Source organism: Pandoraea commovens (assembly GCF_024704525.1).
Lineage (GTDB): Bacteria > Pseudomonadota > Gammaproteobacteria > Burkholderiales > Burkholderiaceae > Pandoraea > Pandoraea commovens.
Map to the genome: position 1 here is coordinate 5,461,660 of NZ_CP102780.1, position 20,448 is coordinate 5,482,107.

Here is a 20,448-nt window from a genome sequence, read left to right on the forward strand (position 1 = left end):
TCCGAGAATAAATACCCTATCAAATCGATGGAAAAACCTTCACCTTGGAAAAATCGACCTTCCACAGATCCAATTCATACAGATCCCCCAATTGGTCCAAATTAATTGCCACGGAAATCTCCACACCATCAGAATCAAAAAACTCACGCTCCGCTATTTTTCGACCAAATTTTCTAATTTCACAACCACCCCAAAAAAACCTCAAACTTCCCATCCCACCATCAGACAACTCTTCGACGGGAGCATCGCGAGCCGATTCGATCAATGCGCTTTTTTTATCCTCGCCAAGATCTGATCGAGAAATCAAACCCACCACCAGCGAGTACTCACGAGCGCTTAACTTTCTTCTTTTTCCCATCATTACCTCGGAGAAGTTATTCTTCCAACATTTATTTTTCCATTCGGAAATTTGAAAGCGCTGTAGTTAAACTCCACGCCATCAACAAAAACGGTACCGTTATACAAACCTTCTGGGATCATTTTTCCAATTTTCCCAAGATCATCCGACACCGATTTTTGCACCGCAGCGGCGTCATAACCACCATCAATTACATGACGAAATGCATGATCAGTTTGATTCTTATTTGCACCAAATTGAACGTTCGAAGTGGGATTGGCAACTGTGCCGTCAGTCGTGCTCTTATCCGCACCACCATTGCCACTCGAAAATGTCCAATTACTAGGTGGCGGAGAAGCCGGTCGAACCAATGATCCTAATATGGCAGCGACCACACATCCTACCGGCCCCCCTGCCAAACATCTCAAAACAACTGCAGGTGTAACCGGGGACGGTGCACCAGGTCCATTATTGCGCGGGCCGTCGGTCGGATCAATTTGACGGTTAGGGTCAGACTCTGCCTTGTTGGCATTCCTGCTCCCGATCGAAAAGAAGTTCCGAAGCCATTGATCAGGGTCTTGAGCTAGCAAGTTGTCCACGGCATAGAAGGCGCCGCCGTTCTTCGCGGCATCTTCCAGATGCTTCGAAGATCTAGAATCGTTATTCAACGCTTGGTTCTGCGCCCAGAACGCTCCAGCATTAGCGTCTGCTCCCGCTGCCCCCGACAGCCCCGCCCCCATCAAGCTCGACAGCATGGAGAGCGCGGCCAGTTGGCCCTCGTTGAGTGGCGCACCGCTTGGATCGATTCCTTTAATGAAGTCCGGTGTAAATGCCGCACTTGCTGCCCCACCGATTGCGCCGCCTGCGCATCCATTTCCGGACGCCGCACTTCCCGCGCAACCCAGCGCTGCGTGTGCCGCGATAGAAAGGATGTTCTTGCTTAGGCCGTCCCCAAATAGACCGTCGGCTTTCGCTTCGCCAATCTGGAACGCCAACGCTGCGCCAAGGTTGCTGATCCCGTTTGCCTGCAGCGCATCCAGAAAGCTGCCACCTTGAATCGTTGATTGCACCCCGGCCTGAATCACAGACTGGCCGAAGATCGCCATGCCTTGAGTGATTGAGAAGCCTGCGGAGGCTGTGCTAGCTTGGCTCGCGGTACCTTCCACAAAAGTTGGCTTTACGCCCGCGAGACTGCTCAGGCTATTCGGAGAAGCTGTCGTCGAGAACCCCAAGCCATCAGCGCTCGAATACGTAATACCGTTCAGCAACCCTGCGGTAACCGCCGCCGACAGCCCCGTCTTCAGCACTGAACCGAAGTCCAACGAGCCTGTGAACATCGCCTGCGTGAGCGTCGAACTCGCCATGGCGGTGAGTGCGGCGCTCGCCATCACGTTGCCCAACCCGCCCGCTACGAATGTCGCTGCGACCGATCCAAGTTGCGCCGCAACCAATCCGGCCATCAGCGGTGCCAATGCTCCGGCCAACATGGCCGAGGCCATGATCATCCCAACCTGCTGAATCCCGAAATTCCCGCCCTGCTTCACAAAGTCCGCGTGCAGGTCGTTTTGCAGCGTCTGCTGGACGAACTTGTCGCCCAGTTGTGCCGCTACACCCGCGATGAATGCTTGCGTTGCGGTTTGATCGACTTGGCCGTTCGGGTCTAAGAGTTGGAGTGCGCCGCCGATCTGGTTGAACTGGTCGACGTTGAGCGTCAACCCGCCCGCTGCTGCGCTCATGAAGCCACCCGGCTGCACCATCGTGCCGGTGGTCTTCAGGTAACCCGCGTCCTTGATGTAGCTCCAGATCTCGCCGACGTCGACCACGTTTGCGCGGTTTGTCAGCGTGCCGGTGTTCACCGTCAGCGTCCCGCCTGAGGTGATCGAGCCCGTGTTCAGGATGCTGCCACCTGTCGCCGTGCTGCCGAAGTTCAGCGACAGGTCGTTGCTCGCGAGAATCTGTCCGCCTGCGGACAACGCTGTGAAATTCTCAGGCAGGTACACCTGCGGCATCAGGGCCGTGACTGTCGGGCATTTCGCATTACCCGTTGCCGCGCATCCCGGCTCGGGCACCGTCTGCTCGACGTACCACAGCATCGGTTGCGACAACCCGGCGATCTGCTCAGGTGTCAGTGCTTGACCCAGCTGGATGTTGTTCGTCTTCGCGTACTCGACCGCGTTGCCGTACATCACCAGCTTCTGCTGGTCGTTCACGCTCAACTGCGACGTGCTATCCGTCGACAAACCATTGATGAAGCTCGCCTTGCCCGTTTGCATCAGGGCGGCTTGCTGGAGTTGGATCGCTTCCTGTTGAGGAGAGAAGTAGAACGTCGTCGTACTTGGTTGCAGCGACGCGGGCAAGTTCGAGATCAGTACTTGCGGGGAGACGGGGTCGAGCGTCGCGCCTAATCCACCCACGACGTAGCTCGGGCCGTTCTGCTGGCCGGTGGCTCCCGTCAGGATTGACGAACCCGCGCCGCCCAAGCTCGCTGGGATCGTCAGGTTCAGGCCGCCGTTCGCCGGAGCTAGACTGATCACTTGCGGTGCGTTGCCGACTTGCGGCGTGTACGTGTTGGCCGTCGTGATGCCGTTGACCAAGCTCGTACCGGTCAGAGACACCGACTGTCCCACCACATTACCCACGTTGACGATCTGACCGCCCGACGTCACCGTCAGATTCGGTGCTTGAATCGTCGCTGCGATGTTGCCCACCGGCGTCGGCGGGTTGATCACACCGCCCACGCTCGTGTAGGCATCACCATAGAGCGACGTACATTCCGCAGCGCTGCCGCAGCTCCACACGTCATGGCGCTTGTCCGACTCGAACATGCCCGTCTCTTGCACCCAGTGCGAGTGCCAGTAGGCATTGAGCGTCTGTGCGCTGTTGACCACCGGACCGCTGACGTTGATCGTTGCGTTAAGCCCCGCCGTAATCAGACTGCCGACGTTCGTCAGCGACCCGGCGTTGATCGTCAGATTGCTCCCTGCGCCGATGATCGACGAGTTGCCCGACTGCTGATCGACGTACGCCTCGCAGTAGCTTTCCTTGAAGCCACCCGCCGTCATACAACCCGAGTACTTTTCGAGCTTGCCGTAGTTCTCGTGCACCTGAACCGGCGGCGGCAACGTGTTGGTGATGCCCCCCGCGACGTTCAGCGTCAGGTTGTTACCCGCGAGGATGTTGCCCGAGGTGTTGGTGAGTGAGTCAGCAGCGGTGGTGCCCGTCGCCGAAGAGCCAACTCCACCGATCACCAGATCGTGACCCGCAATCAGATCGCCGTACTTGTTGTTGATCGTCCCCGCAGCAATCGTGAGGTTGTTGCCCGCGATGATTGCCGCGTTGTTCTGCGCGAAGGTGAACGAGGTGGTGTTAGGGTTCTGCCCACGAACATCGTTACCCCGGTAGCAGGCAGCGTTGCTCGTGCCCGCCGCACACCCTGCCTGCGACGTGAATTGCTGCGTATTGCCGCCCTGATTCGTGACGCTCGACGCGAAGATATTGACGTTGTTCTGGGCATAGATCATGCCCTCGTTGACGAGATTGCCGCCGTACAGATTGATCGTGTTCGCTGCGGTGATCAGGCCGAGGGGCGTCGACCAGCCAATCGTCGAAGTCGACGTGGGTGCCGCCGATCCCGTCGCAATGTTGAACGACACCGTTTGGTGCGCGAGCTGCGCGTCAGACAGATTCTCGTTTTGGTAGGTAGGAACCTCGATGGCACCCAGCGATGCCAGCTGTGCGAGGAACGCGGAGTACTGCCCTTGATCGACCGCGTTCACCACCGAACTGGTGGTCGTCGGCGATACCGCGCCGTTTGCCATCGATCCGACGTTGAGCGTCAGATTGCGTCCCGCTGCAATCTGCCCGCCGCGATTCGACAGGCTGGACGTCGTGACCGAGATGTCGCCACCCGCAATCATGACGCCGTTCGCGCCCATTTGCGTCACCGTGGACGTCTGATTGACCGTAGGCAGGTTAATGGCCACAGAGGTCAGCGCGTTCGGCATGGGCGACGCACTCGCCTGCCAATAGTCGTAATCGACCGGGTTATCGCCGACCATGCGACTTCCCCGGAACTTGTTCATATAGAACGTTCCGGAGCCGGTCGTTGGCGCAGCCGTGCCCGCATCACATGACAGCGGAGCGAGTCCACCGTTGCAGCGATCTCCCGTCCACGGATTGATGCCGTCGGGCTTACCTTCCAACGTCACGCCCGTCGGCGACAGTAGATCACCAAGCGTTGCAGCCGACGTCACATCGAGCCACCGCACGTTCATGTCGCCTTCACCGCCACCAGCGCCCAGGCTGAGCTTCGAGCCACGGGTTCCGATAATCGCGCTCCAGATCAGACTCGGATCGACGACCGTGGTCGTAGTCGTCACCGCGCCCGATCCCCCCGCCTGATCATTAATCACCGCCCCCGCATTCACCGTCAGGTTGTTCCCTGCGATGATCGTGCCGCCGATGTTGTTCAGCGTGCCCGGCAGCGAGAAGGTGATGTCGCCAGCGGCCTGCGTCTTCGCACCCGCGTTCGTGAAGTTACCGCCCGTGGCGCTAAGGTTGCGGTTCGCTTCGATGAGGCCGCTGTTGATGACGTCGCGGGTCAGCGACAGATCGCGGTCGGCGTGGATCGTCGCGCCTACGCCGTTGATCGTCGCCGCATTAATCGTCACATCGCTGCCGCCCACCACGCTGCCGATGTTCGTGAACCAGCCGTTACTCGCGAGCGTCAGCGCGCCGTTGCTCTGGATCGTGCCGCTGTTCAGGAACGACGCCAGCCCCGTCAGCACGGTGTTCGCGCCACCGAGTTGCAACGACCCGGTGTTGTTGATGACGTTGGCCGTGATCGACATCGTGCCGCCAGCCTGCAATGCGCCGCCGGTTACGTCGAACGTCGCCGCGCCCATCGACGCCGCGAGATTGCGCGTCGCGGCCAGCTCGCCACCCGCCGTCGTGACCGTGCCCGCGCCGTTGACCGTCAGCGCAAGATCCGCGCTCGCCGGTGTCGCGCCGGTCACGTCGCCCGCGAGGATCATGCCGCCGTTGTTGTTCAACCCACCAACGTTGAGCGTGACGCCGTTCGCGCCGAGCACCGTCCCGGTGTTGGTCAGTGCACCGCCCGCCGTGACCGACGTCGTGCTGCCGTTCATCAGCCCGTTGTTGACGATGTTGCCGGTGGACGTCAGCGCCAGTGCCTTCGTCGACGCCAGTTGCCCGCTCGCCTCGTTGACGATGCTGCCCGCCGTCACCGACAACGGCCCGGCGCTCAGGACCGATGCCCCCGCCGAGTTGGTGAACGTTCCTGTGCCTGCATTGAAGGTCGTCGCGCCATTGATGAGCGCGAGGCCATGCGTCTTGATCCACTGCGTCGCCGTCACATCCAGCGCGCCACCGACGATCATCGCGCCCGTGTCGATGCGTGCGCCGCGCAGCTTTGCGTCTTGGGTGACGAAGAGCTGCCCGCCACTCGCGTCGAGCGCACCACTTGCCGTGACAGTGAAAGATTTGGAAGCCGTCGTAGCGCCGTTGATGACGACGTTGCCGCCATTGAGCGTCATGTCGCCGACGACGGTGTTGGTGCCGCCCAGCGTGAGCGTCTGTCCCGCACGCAGCGAAACCGTGTCGTTGCCGGAGACGTTCGCGACGCTGAGGTTGCCGTTCTGCGCGGTCAGCGTCATCGCGCCCATGCTCGACACGCCTTGCAGTGCCGTCAGGTTCGTCGCAGCGTTCATGTCGAGCGTGCCGCCGACGAGCACCTTGTCCACCGTCAGACTGCCCGACGTGCTGGTGAGCGACGCTTTGCCCATCGAGGTCAACGCGCCAAGCAACGCGTCACCTGCCGACGTCACTTTCACATCGCCCGCCGTATCCACGCCGCCGAGCGTCAGCTTGCCGCCAGACGTGATCGCCACGTCCTTGCCGAACGTCAGCGCACCGTTGCTTCCCGTGATGTCGCCGCCGGATTGCAGCGTCGCCGTGCCCTTGCCGATCAGATGGCCGCCCAGCGCCATCGTCGCGCCGGACGTCAGCGTCGTGTCGCCGTTGACTTGCGCGGCCCCCATCGTCAGCGTACTGCCCGCCTTCGCCGTGAAGTTCTGAATCGCGGTGACAGGGCCGGTCAACGTGACGTTGCCTTGCGTCGCGGTCAGTGCGATGTCCTGATTCGCCGACAACGCGCCGGTCACCGCCAAGTCGCGCGCGGCCGTGACGGTCACGCCCTCGCCTGCCGTCACTGCGCCGCCGAGCGTCACATCGCGCCCGGCATTGACGGTCAAGCTCGTACCCGTGCCGACGTCGCCCGCAACGCGAACGTCACCCGCACCGCCCGCCGTGAGTGTGGCTGACTTGCCCGCCTGAATAGCGCCCGCAGTCAGGTCGCCCGTCGTGGTCATCGTCAGGGCATCGCCTGCGACGATGGCGCCCGTGACTTGCGTCGCACCACCTGACAGCGTGGTCAGGCCACCATTGCCGAACGTGAGCGACGCAGCGCTGAGCTTGCCACCTGCCGTCAGCAACCCGGCAACAGCATCTGCGACGACGCTGCGCACATTGCCCAGCGTCATATCGCCACCGGCCGTTAGACGCACCAGACCGTTGGCCGTCGTGTCGCCTTGCATCGTCAGCGACTTGCCCGCGTTGACGGTGACGTCACCCTGCGCACCCGCATTACCCGTCGTGATCGCACCGTTCGCCGCCGTCAGCGTGAGATTGCGCTCGGAAGCCGTGTCGCCTTGCAGACGAATGTCGCCCGTCGTGGCAGTCACCGTGACGTTGTCGCCACCGACCGTCTTGCCGGTCACGGCGACGTCGCGTGCGCCAGTCAGTGTCACCGTGCCGAGTGCGACGGCGTCGCCAGTGATGGCTACATCGCCACTGTCCGCCGTTACGGTCAGTGCCTTTGTCGCCTGCACGTTATGCAGACCCGCGTTGTTCGCGGCGTGGACGTCGACGTTCTGGCCGGACAATGCGCCCGTCAGCGCTGTGTTGCGTCCCGCGTCGAGCGTGACGTCGCCGCCGAACAATGCTGTGCCGTCACCGAGAACGTCGCGACCGGCGCGCAACGCACCGATGCCCTGCACGTTGGTTTGCCCCGTCAGCGTGAGATCGTTGGCAGCAGTAGTGCGCAAGTCGCCTTGCACGCTCAGCTTGCCGCCAAGCGTTGCGTTGCCCGCACTCGTTGCCAGCAGCGCGCCCGCTGTCGTCACCTCGCCACTGATGGCGAGGTCGCCCATCCGCGTGATCAGTGAGAGGTCGCCCATCGTGAGCGCCGTACCCGTCACCGACAGATTGCGTTGTGCAGCCAGTTCGCACGTCGCACCGCACGCCAGGCTGCCTGCAAGGAGGATGTCGCGTGCAGCCGTCGCCGAGAACGCATTCGGCGACGACACTGCACCGTTGAAGACGATGTCACCCGGACCACCCAGCGCGCCCGCCGTGCCGGTCGTCGTGACCTTGATGCCGGTGGCCGAGTTGAGGACGCCGAACGTCGCATTACCACCCGCCGTCACGTCGATGGCATTCGCCTGCACACCGCCCGTGAGTCGCGTGTCGCCCGCCGACGCGAGTGTGGCGTTGCCCGTGAAGACGGCCTTGCTGCTGCCGTCGCCGATGTCGAGCAACGTGCGGCCTGCCGTCAGGTTCGCGTTCACGCCGAGCAACACTGCGCCGAGTTGCAGATCGCGTCCGGCGTTGATCGTGACGTCGCGCAATGCACTGGTCGACTGACCGAGCGAGATGTCTTGCGCTGCGTTGAAGGAGAGATTCGCCCCGCCACTCACACCGCCGGTCGCGCGAATGCTGCCGCCGTGCGCCGTCAGATTGGCGTCACCCACCGACTGGATCGCGCCGCCCACAACGATGTCGCGTTGCGCGTCGAGCGTGGTGCCCGCGCCGCCGCCGAGTGTGCCCGCGACGTTGATGTCGCGCGCGGCCTGCAACGATACGGTGCCCGGTGCGCCGGATTCGCCATTGACGACGATGTCGCCGCCGCCTGCGAGGCCCTTGGCCGTCAGCGTCAATGCGCCGGTCGACTGCGCGTTTTTAACGGTCACGCTGTTGCCCGCGACGACCGTCAGACCACCGCCCTGCAACAGACCGCTCTGGTCGACGTCGCGCGCGGCGCTCACGTCGAGCGCACCGGTGAACGACGCCGAGCCTGCGCCGGTTACGTCGCGGCCAGCATCGATGCGCCCGGTGCCCTGACCGTTCAGCGCGCCCTGAATGACCGTGTCGCGACCCGAGGTCAGCGTCGTGTTGCCCGCGACCGCCGTCTGCCCGCCCATGACGACGTCTGTTCCTGCCGACTCGGTCAGTTGTCCATTGACGCCGAGCTTGCCCTGCGCGTCGACGTTGACATTGCCTTGCGTCGCCGTCAGCGTTGCGTCCTTCGCCGTGCGGACCGTGCCCGTAATGTTGACGTCGCGTGTGCCGGTCAGCGTAGCGTCTTCGCCCGTCTGCAAGGTGCCTGCGACGGTGACGTCGCGCGCACCCTTCAGCGTGACTGCACCGACCACACTCGACTCGCCATTGACGACGACGTCGCCACCGCCCGCGTTGCCGTTGGCCGTTACAGAGAACAGCCCATTGGACGTGACGCTGGAGACAGTCGCACTGTTGCCCGCCGTCACGCTCACACCGTTGCCCTGCAAAACGCCGGACAGGTTAACGTTGCGGTTCGCGCCAAGCGTCGCGGTGTTGGTGAACGCCGACGCCCCTGCACCGACGAGATCGCGTCCAGCTTGCAAGACACCCGCGAGGCCGACCAGCGCACCGCTCAACACGATGTCCTGTCCTGCGGTGACCGTAGCGTTGCCGATGGCGCTCGTCTGCGGTGCGCCGAGCGTCACCGATTGCCCTGCGGTCAATGCGAGCTGACTATTGGTGCTCAGGTTCGCGGTCGTGTTCAGATTGCCGGACGTCGCGGTAATTGTCACGTCGCCGACTGCCGCCACACCACCGTCGAGTTGCACATCGCGCTGTGCCGTGACGACGAGCTTGTCGTTCGCCTCAATCTTGCCCGTGCTGGCAATGACGACATCGCGAGCGGCATTCATCGTCGCCACGCCGAAGGACGCCAACGGTCCGGTCACGCGAATGTCGCCGCTGCCGTCGAGACCGCGCGCCAGCACGTCGAGCGTGCCGCCGGTCTGGACATCGCCCAGCGTGACCGCGTTGCGGCTCGTGACGACGAGGTTCGCCGTCTGCAACTTGCCGTTAAGCGTGGCGTTCGCACCGGACGTCAGCCAGGTGTCGCCGAGGAAATGCGCGCCACCGCCGATGTCGAGATTGCCACCCGCGTCGAGCTTGCCAGTGCGTTGACCGGACACGTTGCCCGTCACGCGCATGTCGCCGCCGGATTGCAGGGCGACGTCGCCCGCTGCGGTCGCGGTACCTGCTACGTCGAACGTCGTACCGGCATTCGCCTTGAGGTCCGCGCTCGCCTGAATCGTGCCGGGGACGGTGACGGCATTGCCTGCCGTGATCGTCAGCGCATTCGTGGTGCCTGCCGTTTGAAGCGAGCCTGCGACGTTGACGTCGCGCGAGGCGTTCAGCGTCACAGCATCCGCACCCGCCGTGGTGCCATTCACGAGGATGTCGCGCGCTGCCGTGAGCGCCGCCGCACCGTAAAACGAGACCTTGCCTTGCAGGGCGATGTCGCCACCGCCTGCATTGCCCAACGCACGCAATGCGGCAACACCCGTGCTCTGCACATCGGCCAGCGAGAGGCCGTTCGATGCTTCGACGTCCAGCGCGCCTGCGAGCAACGCCCCGGTCAGCGAGATATCGCGTCCGGCGCGCAATGTGGCGTCAGTGCCGAAAGCGAGCTTGCCTTTGCCCGTGATGTCGCTGCCTGCGCGCAGTGTCGCGTCGGCTTGCCCGAGCAACGTGCCGTCGACATTCAGTGCCTCGCCCGCGCTCAGGCGTGCGGCGCCACTCGACGCCACATCGCCCTGCACGTCGAGGCGTCGATTCGACGTCATGTCGAGTTGCGCGCCGGATGCCAGCGTGCCGTCGATGCGCGTGTCGCCACCCGATTGCGTCGATATCGCGCCGTGGCCCGTCAGACGTGCGCCCTGAGCGATCTGAAAATCGCCGCTGGCGACGATGGACACGTTGCCGTTCGCGCCTGTGCTGTCGGTGACGACAAGACTGCGCGCAGCGTTTGCGACGAGGGTGCCGCCGACCGTCACCGGGCCCGTCAGACGGATGTCACCCAGCGCGCTGTCTTGTGTCGCGAGCGACAGATTGCCGCCGATTTGCGCTTCCTTCAGCGCCAGCGCCTTCGTTGCACTCAACGCAGTGTCGCCGTTCGACTGAAGGTTCGCGAGTGTGAGATTACCGCCCGCCTGCACGTCCATCGCCTTGCCCGATTGCAGGGATCCGGCCGACGTCACATCGCCGGTCGCCGTCAGTCGATAGCCGGTCTCGCCGAGTCCCGTGCCGCTGAGCGCGACGTTGCCCGCGCTCGTCATCTGCACCTGCTGCTGCGCTGCATGGTTGGCCACGGTCAGATCGCCGCCCGACGAGAGCGTGAGGTCGCCCGTCGTCGACGCGAGATCGCCCGCCATGCGCACACCGAGGCCAGCCGTCGTGCCGATGACCTGAATCTGTCCGGCGGTCATCGCGCCGAAGCGCGTTGCGTCGATGGCGAACGCCTGCGCGTTGCCCGTCGCGCTCTGGATGGCCTGCGCCGTATTGGCCGCGCCGTTCGTTGACGTGATGTAGCGCGTGCCCGTGCCGTCCACGGCGCCCGTCAGGACCTGCTGATTGCCGGTGATGACGTTGATGCGCGTGCCCGCGTACAACGGCGCATTGATGCCGACCGTCTGGCCGATGAGATCGATCGCGCCGACGGTGCCTTCGATGCCGCTGCCGGGACCGTTCATCCCGGCATTCCCTTCCAATTGGATGTGGCCGCTGTTGACGTTGTAGCCGAGCGCGTTGGCGTTCGCGAAATCGGTGGGCGTGCCGCCCGGGCCCGAGAGGAACTGCGGCGTGCCGGTCGTCAGCGTGACGCCGATGGTGTTGGTGAAACCCGCGCCACGCACGGAGATGCCGTTCGGGTTCGCAATGATCACCGTGGCAGGCGCGCCGAACACTTCGAGCGGACCGTTGAGTGCCGATGCGTAAGCGCCGCCGGACGACGTCACCTGATTGACGATGGTGCTCGCAGTGCGGCCCGACAGATTCGGGTTGGCGGCAATCACCCCGCCGTTGAGCGACGTGCCGTTGAGCAGACTGTTGTTGAGGATCAGGCCCGCTGCGTCGACGTTGAAGCTCTGGTACTGGTTGAGCGAGATGCCTGCGGCGTTCGGGGCCGTGATGTTGACGACGGGGATGCCGTTGCCGCTCGTGGTGATCTTCGGTGCGAAGACGACCGGCGCGGTCGGGTCGGTGATCGGCGCGGCGGACGCCGTCTGCATGCCGACGTGCACACGCAGCGACGCGAGCGAGCGCATCACCGTCAGAGCGGTCTCGTCGAAGCCCGCTTTCCCGGCAGTATTAGCGGCCAACTCGCGCGCAGCCGACTGACTCAGTTCGAACGTCACCGAGATGGGGCTGACGAGCAGCGTCAGCGCGACGCAGGCCGCAATGGCACGCTGCCACAGACGAATCGCGGGCTTCTCCGGGAAGTGGAAATCCATCGCCTCGTCGTCGATATTCATCGACTGACGTGCGTTTTCTCCAGCTTCGGTGATTCCTCGCGAAGATGCGTTCATGGCGTGACCTGTTCGTTTCTTTGGACGTGCGTACCGCGAGACCGCCACACCACCTGTGGCGATTCGATGACCTGCGGACTGCTGAATGCTGACTTCCTAGTACCAACTGCGAATCGTCGGAAGGCGACGATGTCGAGCGATGCCGGGCGTCTCAATCACGCCTGGCATCGTTCGATGGCTTCCGGATTACTGCTGGATGCGTGCGTTCTTGACGAGATCGCCGATCATTCGCGCCGTGGCTTTTTCCATCGCCACCTGTTCGAGTTGCTTGCGCAGCAGCGGCGCGCTCTCCTCGAACTTCGGAATCTGCGTGGCGCGCTTGTCGTCGACGCGCAAGATCCACAGTTGCTCGCCGATTTGCAACGGCTCGCTCGACACGCCGCCCTTGGGCAGCTTCACCAGCGCTTCGGCAATCGGCTGCGGCCAGTTCTGCGTGTTGCCCGCCGTGATCGGCGTCTTGAAGGACACCCAGTTCAACTGACCGCCCTGCGCGGCGTTCGGCCCCTGGCTGTACTGACGCGCCAACGCTGCGAAATCGCTGCCCTTCTTCAGTTGATCGAGCACGGTTTGCGCGGTGACGGCGTCGCGCACGGCGATCACACTCGCGTGGTACTCGTTCTCGCCCAGCGTGGCGACGACCGCGTCGTACTTCGCCTTGACGTCGGTGTCGCTGACCGGTGCCGCGTTGAGGTGCTCCGTCATGAATGCGCGCGTGACGATCATCGTCTTCGCCGCTTCGACGGCCGCCTGCACTTCGGGGCGCGCTTCGTAGTGCTGCTTCTGCGCTGCCTGCTTGAGCAACTCGTTGGCAATCAGTTGCCCTTTGAACAGCTCGCGCAGTTGCGGGCTGTCGGGCTGGCCGCTCGCCTTGACCATCGCATCGACGGACACCTTCGAGATCGCCACGCCGTTGACGCTGGCGACGGCATCCGCCGGTAGCGGCTTCTGTGCGTTCGCCTTGCTGTCGACTTTGTTGTCGCCCTTGGCATCCGCCTTCACTGACGACGGCGCGGCCGCCGACTTGGCCGCCATCGCCGGTAACGTCACCACGCCCAATGCTGCGCATACGCCCGCAGCCATCCACATACTCCACATACGGCTGAACTTCGCTTTCATCGATACCTCTCCCACAACGTTGACGGACGCTGCGAGCCGGTCGCTCGCTCGTCCGCATCTTCGGAATTCATCCCGCCCAGTTGAGCGTGACGAGAACGACACTGCCTTTCGGTCCCATGGACGACGGCTGCACGAGCGCACGGCCCGCCATCAGCTCGCCGGAGAACGTCTGTCCACGGAACTGCCATTGCGCGCGAACCCCGGCACCGGCGCCGATCAGCGTCGGCCATCCGGCTTCGGCCACCAAATGTGCTTTGCCGCCGTCGAGGAACGCATACGGCTCCCAGCGCAGCCCCTGCCAGACCGGGGCGTTGGCCCACACGGCTTCGTTGCGAACGTAGAAGCCGCTGTCGCCCGCGATGCCGCCTTGCATGAAGCCGCGCACGGAGTCCGTGCCGCCGAGAAAGATCTGCGCATTGCCGAACAGGGCGACGGCGCTGTACTGGCCGGTGAGCGTGGTACGCCACGTCCAGACCGTCGGGCCGATCTGCGCGAGCGGCAGCTGGACGGTCGTGCTGGCGTCGAGCTTGGTGAATTGCGCGTGAGCGTCCTGCTTCTGGATGCCGTCGAAGTCGCGCGAGGCGTCGAGCCACGGCAAGCCCTGCGACACACCGAGCGACGCCGTCAACGCGCCAGGCTGGCCGTTGCGCGTGAAGCGCCAGAGGCCGGAGACACCGACGCGCAAGATCGTCAGGTCTTGTGGCGACAGCGGAATGTCGTTGACGTCGCGCTCGGTGGAGAGCTTCGTGAGGGTGACGTCAAGACTCACTCGCCCCGAGGACGAGCGTCTGAGGACGTTGTTCCAGCCGAAAATCTGGCTCAGCGTGCGGCCGTAAAGCAAGGCCGTGCCGCCGATGATCTGCTGGTATTCGGAGAGGGCTGCGGTGTAGCTGAACGTCTGAAAGCCGTAGGGGACGGCTGCCGACACGACGAGTGCGTTGCTGTCGCGCGTGCCCACGTAGGAGAAGCTCAAAGATTCCTGCAAACCTATGACGTTCCCCGCCTCCACCGACGCGCGGGTGCGCCACTTGCCGGTCGCTGTGCTGCCGTAGTTGTCGAAGCCGACGTTGTAGTTCAGACGGCTGCCGAACGGGTTCCGGATCGCCACAATCGACTCGCCCGCCGCTTGCCCGGGGAGAATCTGGATCTGCGCCTGATTGCGACGCAGACGGTTGATCTGGTCGACGCCCTGTTCGAGCGCCGGGAGTTCGAGGACGTCACCGACCGATGCGGGGAAGGCCCATGCCGTCCCGGCGTCCGTCAGCAGGCCGCCACCGTCGCCTTGTTTGCCGTCGCCCGTGGCCGAAGGACGCAACGCGCCGCCGTTCAACGTGAAGCCGCTGATACGACCCGCGACGACCGTGACCGCCAGCGTGCCGGACGACAGGTTCTGCGGCGTGGCGAGGTAGGCGCGCGTAGTGATGAGGCCGCGTGCGACGAAGGCTTCCGTCAGGCGACGCATCAGTAAGTCGATGCGTCGCCGCCCGAGCGATTTGTGCAGGAACGGTGCAGTGATCCGGTCGAGTTCCGAGGCACTGAGGACGGTGTCCCCCTTGAAGACGATGCGGTCGATGCGAAACGTCGGTTCCGGATCCGGCAGCGTGTCGATGTCGGCGTCTGCCGGGAGATCGGGCACCTGTGGCGACGCCGCTGGCGCCACCTCGATCTGCGCAGGCTGTCGGTCGAGTTCGCGTTGCAACTCGCGGCTGCGCTGCTCGTCGAGCAGGCGCTGCGCGGGGTCTTGTTGCGGCGCGATGCCCGCAGGAGCGGACGGTATCGGCGGCAACCCGGGCGGTATTTGCGCGAATGCGTTGTGCATCGCGCTGGAGACGACCATCAGCGACACGGCCACGATGCGCGTGGGATTAAGGAGGCGCATCGTCATAGGCCGAACCACGTCGTCAAACCGAGATGCGTGCCGATCCTGACCGGGTCGCGATACGGCACGAAGGCCGTCTCGATGCCCTGCGCGGCGCGCACGCCCTTCGCCCCGGCAATGACACCGCCCTTGATCACGCCGCGCCCGGTCAGCACGACCTCACCGGAGGCCGCCGAGAACAAGCCGCCGTCGTTCTGCGCGTAGATTGCCGCCCAGCGATTGCCGAACCACGCCTTCAGGCCACGCGTGCCGTTGTAGGCGGTATATCCGAGCAGACCCTGTGCGGTCACGAGTGGCGCGTCGACCGTCAGATTGCCGCTCCAGGCGATGACGTTGCCGCCGATGTTCGTCGCGCTTTGTCCGGCGGCGAGCGAGATGTTGCCCGATGCCTGCATCTGGCCGCCGAAGGACGCCGTCGTGCTCGAGGCCTCCGCCCGGCAAAAGATGAAGCACGAGCGCTGGTACGACGCCTGTCCCGTCATGATCGCCTGATTGACGAGCGTGTTCGTCGCGGTCACGCGGATATCGCCACCGTTCGTCAACACGGTGCCGCCCGTGTTGTAGACGTTACGGCCCGAGAGGGTGACGTTGCCTGCGTCCGCAATGATGTAGGAGAGCTGGCTCGGCGCGGGAAGCGAGCCATAGTCGACGGAGAAGCCTTCGTCACGGGTGGAGAAGAGCAGCCAGCGTCGGCCACTGTTGGCGTAGGCGGTCGCGACGCCGCCGTTCGCGCCTTCCGTATGGGAGATGACGTTACTGAGATCGCCTTGCGCCGCCATCGTGACCGACTGGTTCGATTCGACGCGAGCGTTCAGATTGACGATGTCGCGCGCGGCGCGCATGACGACGTCGTCGTTCACCCCGAAGACGACGCCGAACGCACCGCCCGGATTGGTGGGGTCCGAGGTGTTGGTGATCGTCCCGCCAGCGTTGAAGGTGATCGCGCCTTCGGAGGACGTCAATGCACGGTCGCGCGTAACGCCCTGAATCAGGCTGCTGATGTTCGTGATGTCGCCCGGAGTGTTGAGGACGATGCCGCTACGCGAGGAGACGAGCGTCGATTGGATTGCGCCCGCGTTCGCCACGAGTACGCTGCCGCTGGACAGGTTGATCGAGCCACCGGTGAGAATCGACGCGCCGCGCATCGCGGTTTGTCCGCTCGCCTGCCACGACAGATTGTTGGCGACATTGATCTTGCTCGACGGGGCGAGGAGCACGTCGCCTGCGGAAGTCAGGGAAAAGTCGCCCGCGTTAGCCATCATTGCGCCCGCGTGGCGCACACCTGCGCCGAGGTCCGTCGTCAACAACTGAATCCGGCCGGATGTGATGCTGCCTGCGGGCTCGATGTCGAGGGCAATGGCGTTGGGGTTGGACTGCTGGTTGTTGGCGAACGTCACCCAGTCGTTGTTGTTGTCGTCCGGGGAAAAGCTCGTATTGAGCGAGACCTTGCTGCTACCGGCGATGACGCGCACATACGCCGTGGGCGACGAGAAGTCGTTGGTGATGGGCGCGCTGACCTTGACCGTCTTGGCGATGAGTTCCAGACCGATCAGCGTGCCGGCAAGCCCGCCGCCGGTGACTTCGATGGTGCCCTGGCCGGTGTTGAGCACAACGTTGCGCTGATACAGGCCGGGGGCGACGAGGACGTCGCTGAACGACACCTGCCCGGTGCTGAGCGCGACGTGGCCGGTGTTGACGAACGATCCCCCGTTGACGGTGATGCCGTTCGGATTCGCGAGGATGACGTTCGCTCGCGGCCCGGCCACGGCGATTTGTCCCTGAATCAGACTAGGGGCGGTTCCCGTCACTTCATTGACGATGGTCCGTGCGTTCACCCCCGTGTTGTTCAGGGTCGCACCGGCGCGGTCAACGTTGAAGCTGGTGTACGTGTTGCGTGAAACGCCGTAGACGGGGGCTGCGATGTTGACGTTCTGACGTCCGTCCGCGCCAACGGTGACGGAGGTCGCGGTGCCGCCGTCCGGGACAATGCCCGCGGCATGGCAATGCGCGGCCGCAGCGAGCAAAGTCGCCAGGCCGTACCTCGATACCCGTTGAAACTGTCGAAACCGCTGAATCCCCGAACTGCGATTGCTGCGTTTGCTGTGCCCGCCAATCCCGCCGGCCAACGGCGAGACTTCGCGCGTTGATTGCCAAGGCATCTGATCTTCGTTCTTTTGATTGTCATACTGCTCGCAACATCCGAAGGCCGCGTCGAACGTGACCCAAAGTCACATCGTCTGCGTTCCCCGAAACGGCATCTCATGCGCCGGCTATCGTGATGTGCCAGCTTTGCGCAAGACGCCGCGCCCCTCGGATTCCTAACTGGTGAGAACCAGCCCAGACAGAGCATTACGGATCGAGATGGTGATTTCTTTAGGGTTTCGACGGTTTTATTTGTTTTTATTTACTCCGATGCTTTTTTCGGGACGAATCCATGCATCGAGCTATGATTCCAGACGTCGATTTATGTCGAACTACGCAAGATCACGTAGCTCATTGATTTTTTGTTGATTTCTTTAGTTGCATCGGTCACGAAGTAGAACATTCATGGCTAGATGGTTGTGAAAGCAACGTCTAACCGTTTATATGAACACTCTTAGATACTTAGGATTCCACGTAGTAATTGAGGTTTTCTCAATGAATTGCGATCATGGCGATATTGAGCAGAGAGACCTGGAATGAACTTGATGAAGAAAGTCCTGATCTGTTTCGCGATGCTGATGTGCGGCGCATCGGGTTCAGCCTTTTCGCAGAGTTGCGCAAACATAGGCGACAGCGATCAGCGTGCTTATTGCTATGCCAGACAAGGCAACGGAAGCTGCGCATACATCGGTAGCAGCGATCTGCGCGCGGAGTGCTATGCCGAGAAGGGCAATGGCAGTTGCGCGTACATCGGCAACAGCGATCAGCGTGCTTATTGTTATGCCAAGCAGGGCAATGGGAGCTGCGCATACATCGGCAGCAGCGATCTTCGCTCGCAGTGCTATGCCGAGAAAGGCAATGGTAGTTGCGCGTACATCGGCGACAGCGATCAGCGTGCTTATTGCTATGCCAAGCAGGGCAATGGGAGCTGCGCATACATCGGCAGCAGCGATTTGCGTGCGCAGTGTTACGCGGAGAAGAGATAGGAGTACGGGGATTGGCTCGGGAAATCGAGCCTTCCCGGCGCTGAAGGGACAGCGGCCACGCTAGCCCCATCAGCCCCCAGAAAGCACAAAGGGTTACGTGAAATCACGTAACCCTTTGTCTTGTTTGGTGCCGGCTGCAGGACTCGAACCCGCCACCTGATGATTACAAATCAACTGCTCTACCAGATGAGCTAAGCCGGCGAAGTCGCGTAGTATAACCGATTCGTCGGTCACTGCGACTACCTGTCGGTGCGAAATCGCTCGTTATTTCGCGGCTCGACGCGACACCCGAAAGTCTCGCGTCCCACCGCCGTCACGAATTACTTCACGACCTTCAGATGTGCACGTCCGGCATTGCTGCCAGCCGCGCCATTACCACCGGGACGCGTCGGATCCGGGTCGTCGCCTTCCGGCTCCTGCGCTGTCGGCACCGCTTCCAGCTCGGGACCCTCGTCCGCAGACGCCTGCTTGTCGACCGGGAACGCCATGCCCTGACCGTTCTCGCGAGCATAAATCGCCAGCACGTTCGGCACCTGCACTTCCACCTTCTGCGAGATGCCGCCAAAGCGGGCGCTGAATTCAATCGAGTCGTTGCCCATCTGCAATCCGCTCGTGGCATCGAAGCTGATGTTCAGCACAATCTCGCCATCTTTCACAAACTCGCGCGGAACACGCGTTCTGGCATCGACATGCACGGCCAGATACGGCGTGTACCCATTATCGGTACACCACTCGTACAGCGCGCGCAGTAAATAAGGCTTGGTAGACGTTTCAGGCATATAACCAACTTATCCCGCCGCGAAACCCGTTCGCCATTCCCCGGCAAACCAGCCTCACCAGCGGGCATATCGACACATTAGCGACGCATGACCTTTTCGGACGGCGTCAGTGCTTCAATGTACGCCGGACGGCTGAAAATCCGCTCGGCATACTTCATCAACGGTGCAGCGTTCTTCGACAGTTCGATGCCGTAGTGATCCAGACGCCACAGCAGCGGCGCAATCGCCACGTCGAGCATCGAGAACTCCTCACCCAGCATGTACTTGTTCTTCACGAAAATCGGCGCAAGCTGCGTCAGACGATCGCGAATCGAAGCGCGGGCCCTCTCGTGCGTCTTCTCCGCCGCCTTGCCCTTTTCGTTCTCGAGCGAGCTCACGTGCACAAACAGCTCTTTCTCGAAGTTGAACAGGAACAGACGCGCACGCGCACGCTGCACCGGATCGGCCGGCATCAGTTGCGGATGCGGGAAACGTTCGTCAATGTACTCATTGATGATGTTCGATTCGTACAGAATCAGGTCGCGCTCGACAAGAATCGGCACCTGACCGTACGGGTTCATCACCGCAATGTCTTCCGGCTTGTTGAACAGATCGACGTCACGGATTTCGAAATCCATGCCCTTTTCGAACAGAACCAGCCGGCAACGCTGGGAGAAGGGGCACGTCGTGCCCGAGTACAAAACCATCATAGCGCGTCTTCCTTAAAAACCAACGGGGCCGGGGCGGGAAACCGAGCTTCCCAAACCCTGGCCCCGTCGTACAGACGTTATTTTACTTCACGTCCTTCCAATAGGCCGAATTCAGGCGCCAGGCAAGTACCGTAAAGAGTCCCAGGAACAACAGAACCCAGACACCCAACTGCCGACGCGTCCGCTGCGCCGGCTCCGACATCCAATCCAGATAAGATACCAAATCCGCCATAGCAGAATCAAATTCCACTGGCTTCATCGTGCCTTGAGTGATCTGCACGAACTGCGCCGCACCATGTTCCGCCCCCTCCGCATGCTTCAGCCCCCGCTGTCCCTGCAACTGCCAGAACGGGTTCGGCATGCCCACATTGGGGAACGCGACGTTATTCCAACCGGTCGGACGGGAATCGTCCCGGTAGAAGGTACGCAAGTAGGTGTACAGCCAGTCCGTGCCCTTGGCACGGGCCTCGACCGACAGGTCGGGCGGGGCCGAGCCGAACCACTCCTTGGCATCCGCCGCGCGCATGGCCACGGTCATCGTCTCGCCGATCTTGTCGGTCGTGAAGAGCAAGTTGTTCTTGATCTCCGTGTCCGACAAGCCCAGATCCTTGAGCCGCGAATACCGCATCGACGCCGCCGAGTGGCAGTTCAGGCAGTAGTTCACAAACATTTTGGCGCCCCGCTGCAGCGACGCCAGATCGTCGATCCGGTTGGGCGCCGTGTCCAGCGCCCCACCCTCTTCAGCCAAAGCCGGCGCCGTGAAGCCACTCAGGAGCGCCAGGATAAGCAACAGTTTTCTCATC

Annotated in this window: 9 protein-coding genes and 1 tRNA gene; 1 reads left to right on the plus strand and 9 read right to left on the minus strand. The window is 62.7% G+C overall.

Annotated elements, in window-relative coordinates:
* Positions 1-19 precede the first annotated feature (19 nt).
* The 5 genes from NTU39_RS24590 to NTU39_RS24610 form a co-directional block, all read right to left on the minus strand.
* Complete coding sequence (locus NTU39_RS24590; RefSeq protein ID WP_257958778.1) at positions 20-361, minus strand: DUF6984 family protein; 342 nt, start codon at positions 359-361, stop codon at positions 20-22.
* A complete protein-coding gene (locus NTU39_RS24595; RefSeq protein ID WP_257958779.1) occupies positions 361-12,054 on the minus strand; it encodes a beta strand repeat-containing protein in 11,694 nt (3,897 codons plus the stop codon). Before NTU39_RS24595 ends, NTU39_RS24590 begins: the two co-directional genes overlap by 1 nt.
* Before the next feature lie 186 nt (positions 12,055-12,240).
* The gene (locus NTU39_RS24600) at positions 12,241-13,170 is read right to left on the minus strand and encodes a peptidylprolyl isomerase (protein ID WP_246184734.1); all 930 of its coding nucleotides are present in this window, start codon (positions 13,168-13,170) and stop codon (positions 12,241-12,243) included.
* Between the two features lie 67 nt (positions 13,171-13,237).
* A complete protein-coding gene (locus NTU39_RS24605; RefSeq protein ID WP_246184735.1) occupies positions 13,238-15,055 on the minus strand; it encodes a ShlB/FhaC/HecB family hemolysin secretion/activation protein in 1,818 nt (605 codons plus the stop codon).
* Entirely contained in the window at positions 15,052-17,208 is a 2,157-nt protein-coding gene (locus NTU39_RS24610; RefSeq protein ID WP_257958780.1) for a filamentous hemagglutinin N-terminal domain-containing protein, read from the minus strand. The genes NTU39_RS24605 and NTU39_RS24610 overlap by 4 nt, the downstream gene beginning before the upstream one ends.
* A 528-nt stretch (positions 17,209-17,736) precedes the next feature.
* Between NTU39_RS24610 and NTU39_RS24615 the strand changes: the two genes are divergently transcribed.
* Positions 17,737-18,177 (plus strand): hypothetical protein, encoded by a 441-nt coding sequence (locus NTU39_RS24615; protein WP_150666223.1) that lies wholly within the window; start codon positions 17,737-17,739, stop codon positions 18,175-18,177.
* A 125-nt stretch (positions 18,178-18,302) separates the two neighbouring features.
* Here the strand turns inward: NTU39_RS24615 and NTU39_RS24620 are convergent.
* The 4 genes from NTU39_RS24620 to NTU39_RS24635 form a co-directional block, all read right to left on the minus strand.
* Positions 18,303-18,378 (minus strand) — tRNA-Thr (locus NTU39_RS24620).
* Positions 18,379-18,497: 119 nt separating this feature from the next.
* The gene (locus NTU39_RS24625; RefSeq protein WP_150666235.1) at positions 18,498-18,956 is read right to left on the minus strand and encodes a ClpXP protease specificity-enhancing factor; all 459 of its coding nucleotides are present in this window, start codon (positions 18,954-18,956) and stop codon (positions 18,498-18,500) included.
* A gap of 77 nt (positions 18,957-19,033) precedes the next feature.
* Positions 19,034-19,645, minus strand: coding sequence for a glutathione S-transferase N-terminal domain-containing protein (locus tag NTU39_RS24630; protein WP_150666236.1), 612 nt, complete (start codon positions 19,643-19,645; stop codon positions 19,034-19,036).
* Between the two features lie 82 nt (positions 19,646-19,727).
* Positions 19,728-20,447 carry a cytochrome c1 gene (locus NTU39_RS24635; RefSeq protein ID WP_150666237.1) on the minus strand — a complete coding sequence of 240 codons (720 nt, stop codon included), beginning with the start codon at positions 20,445-20,447 and terminating at the stop codon, positions 19,728-19,730.
* Position 20,448: the final 1 nt, after the last annotated feature.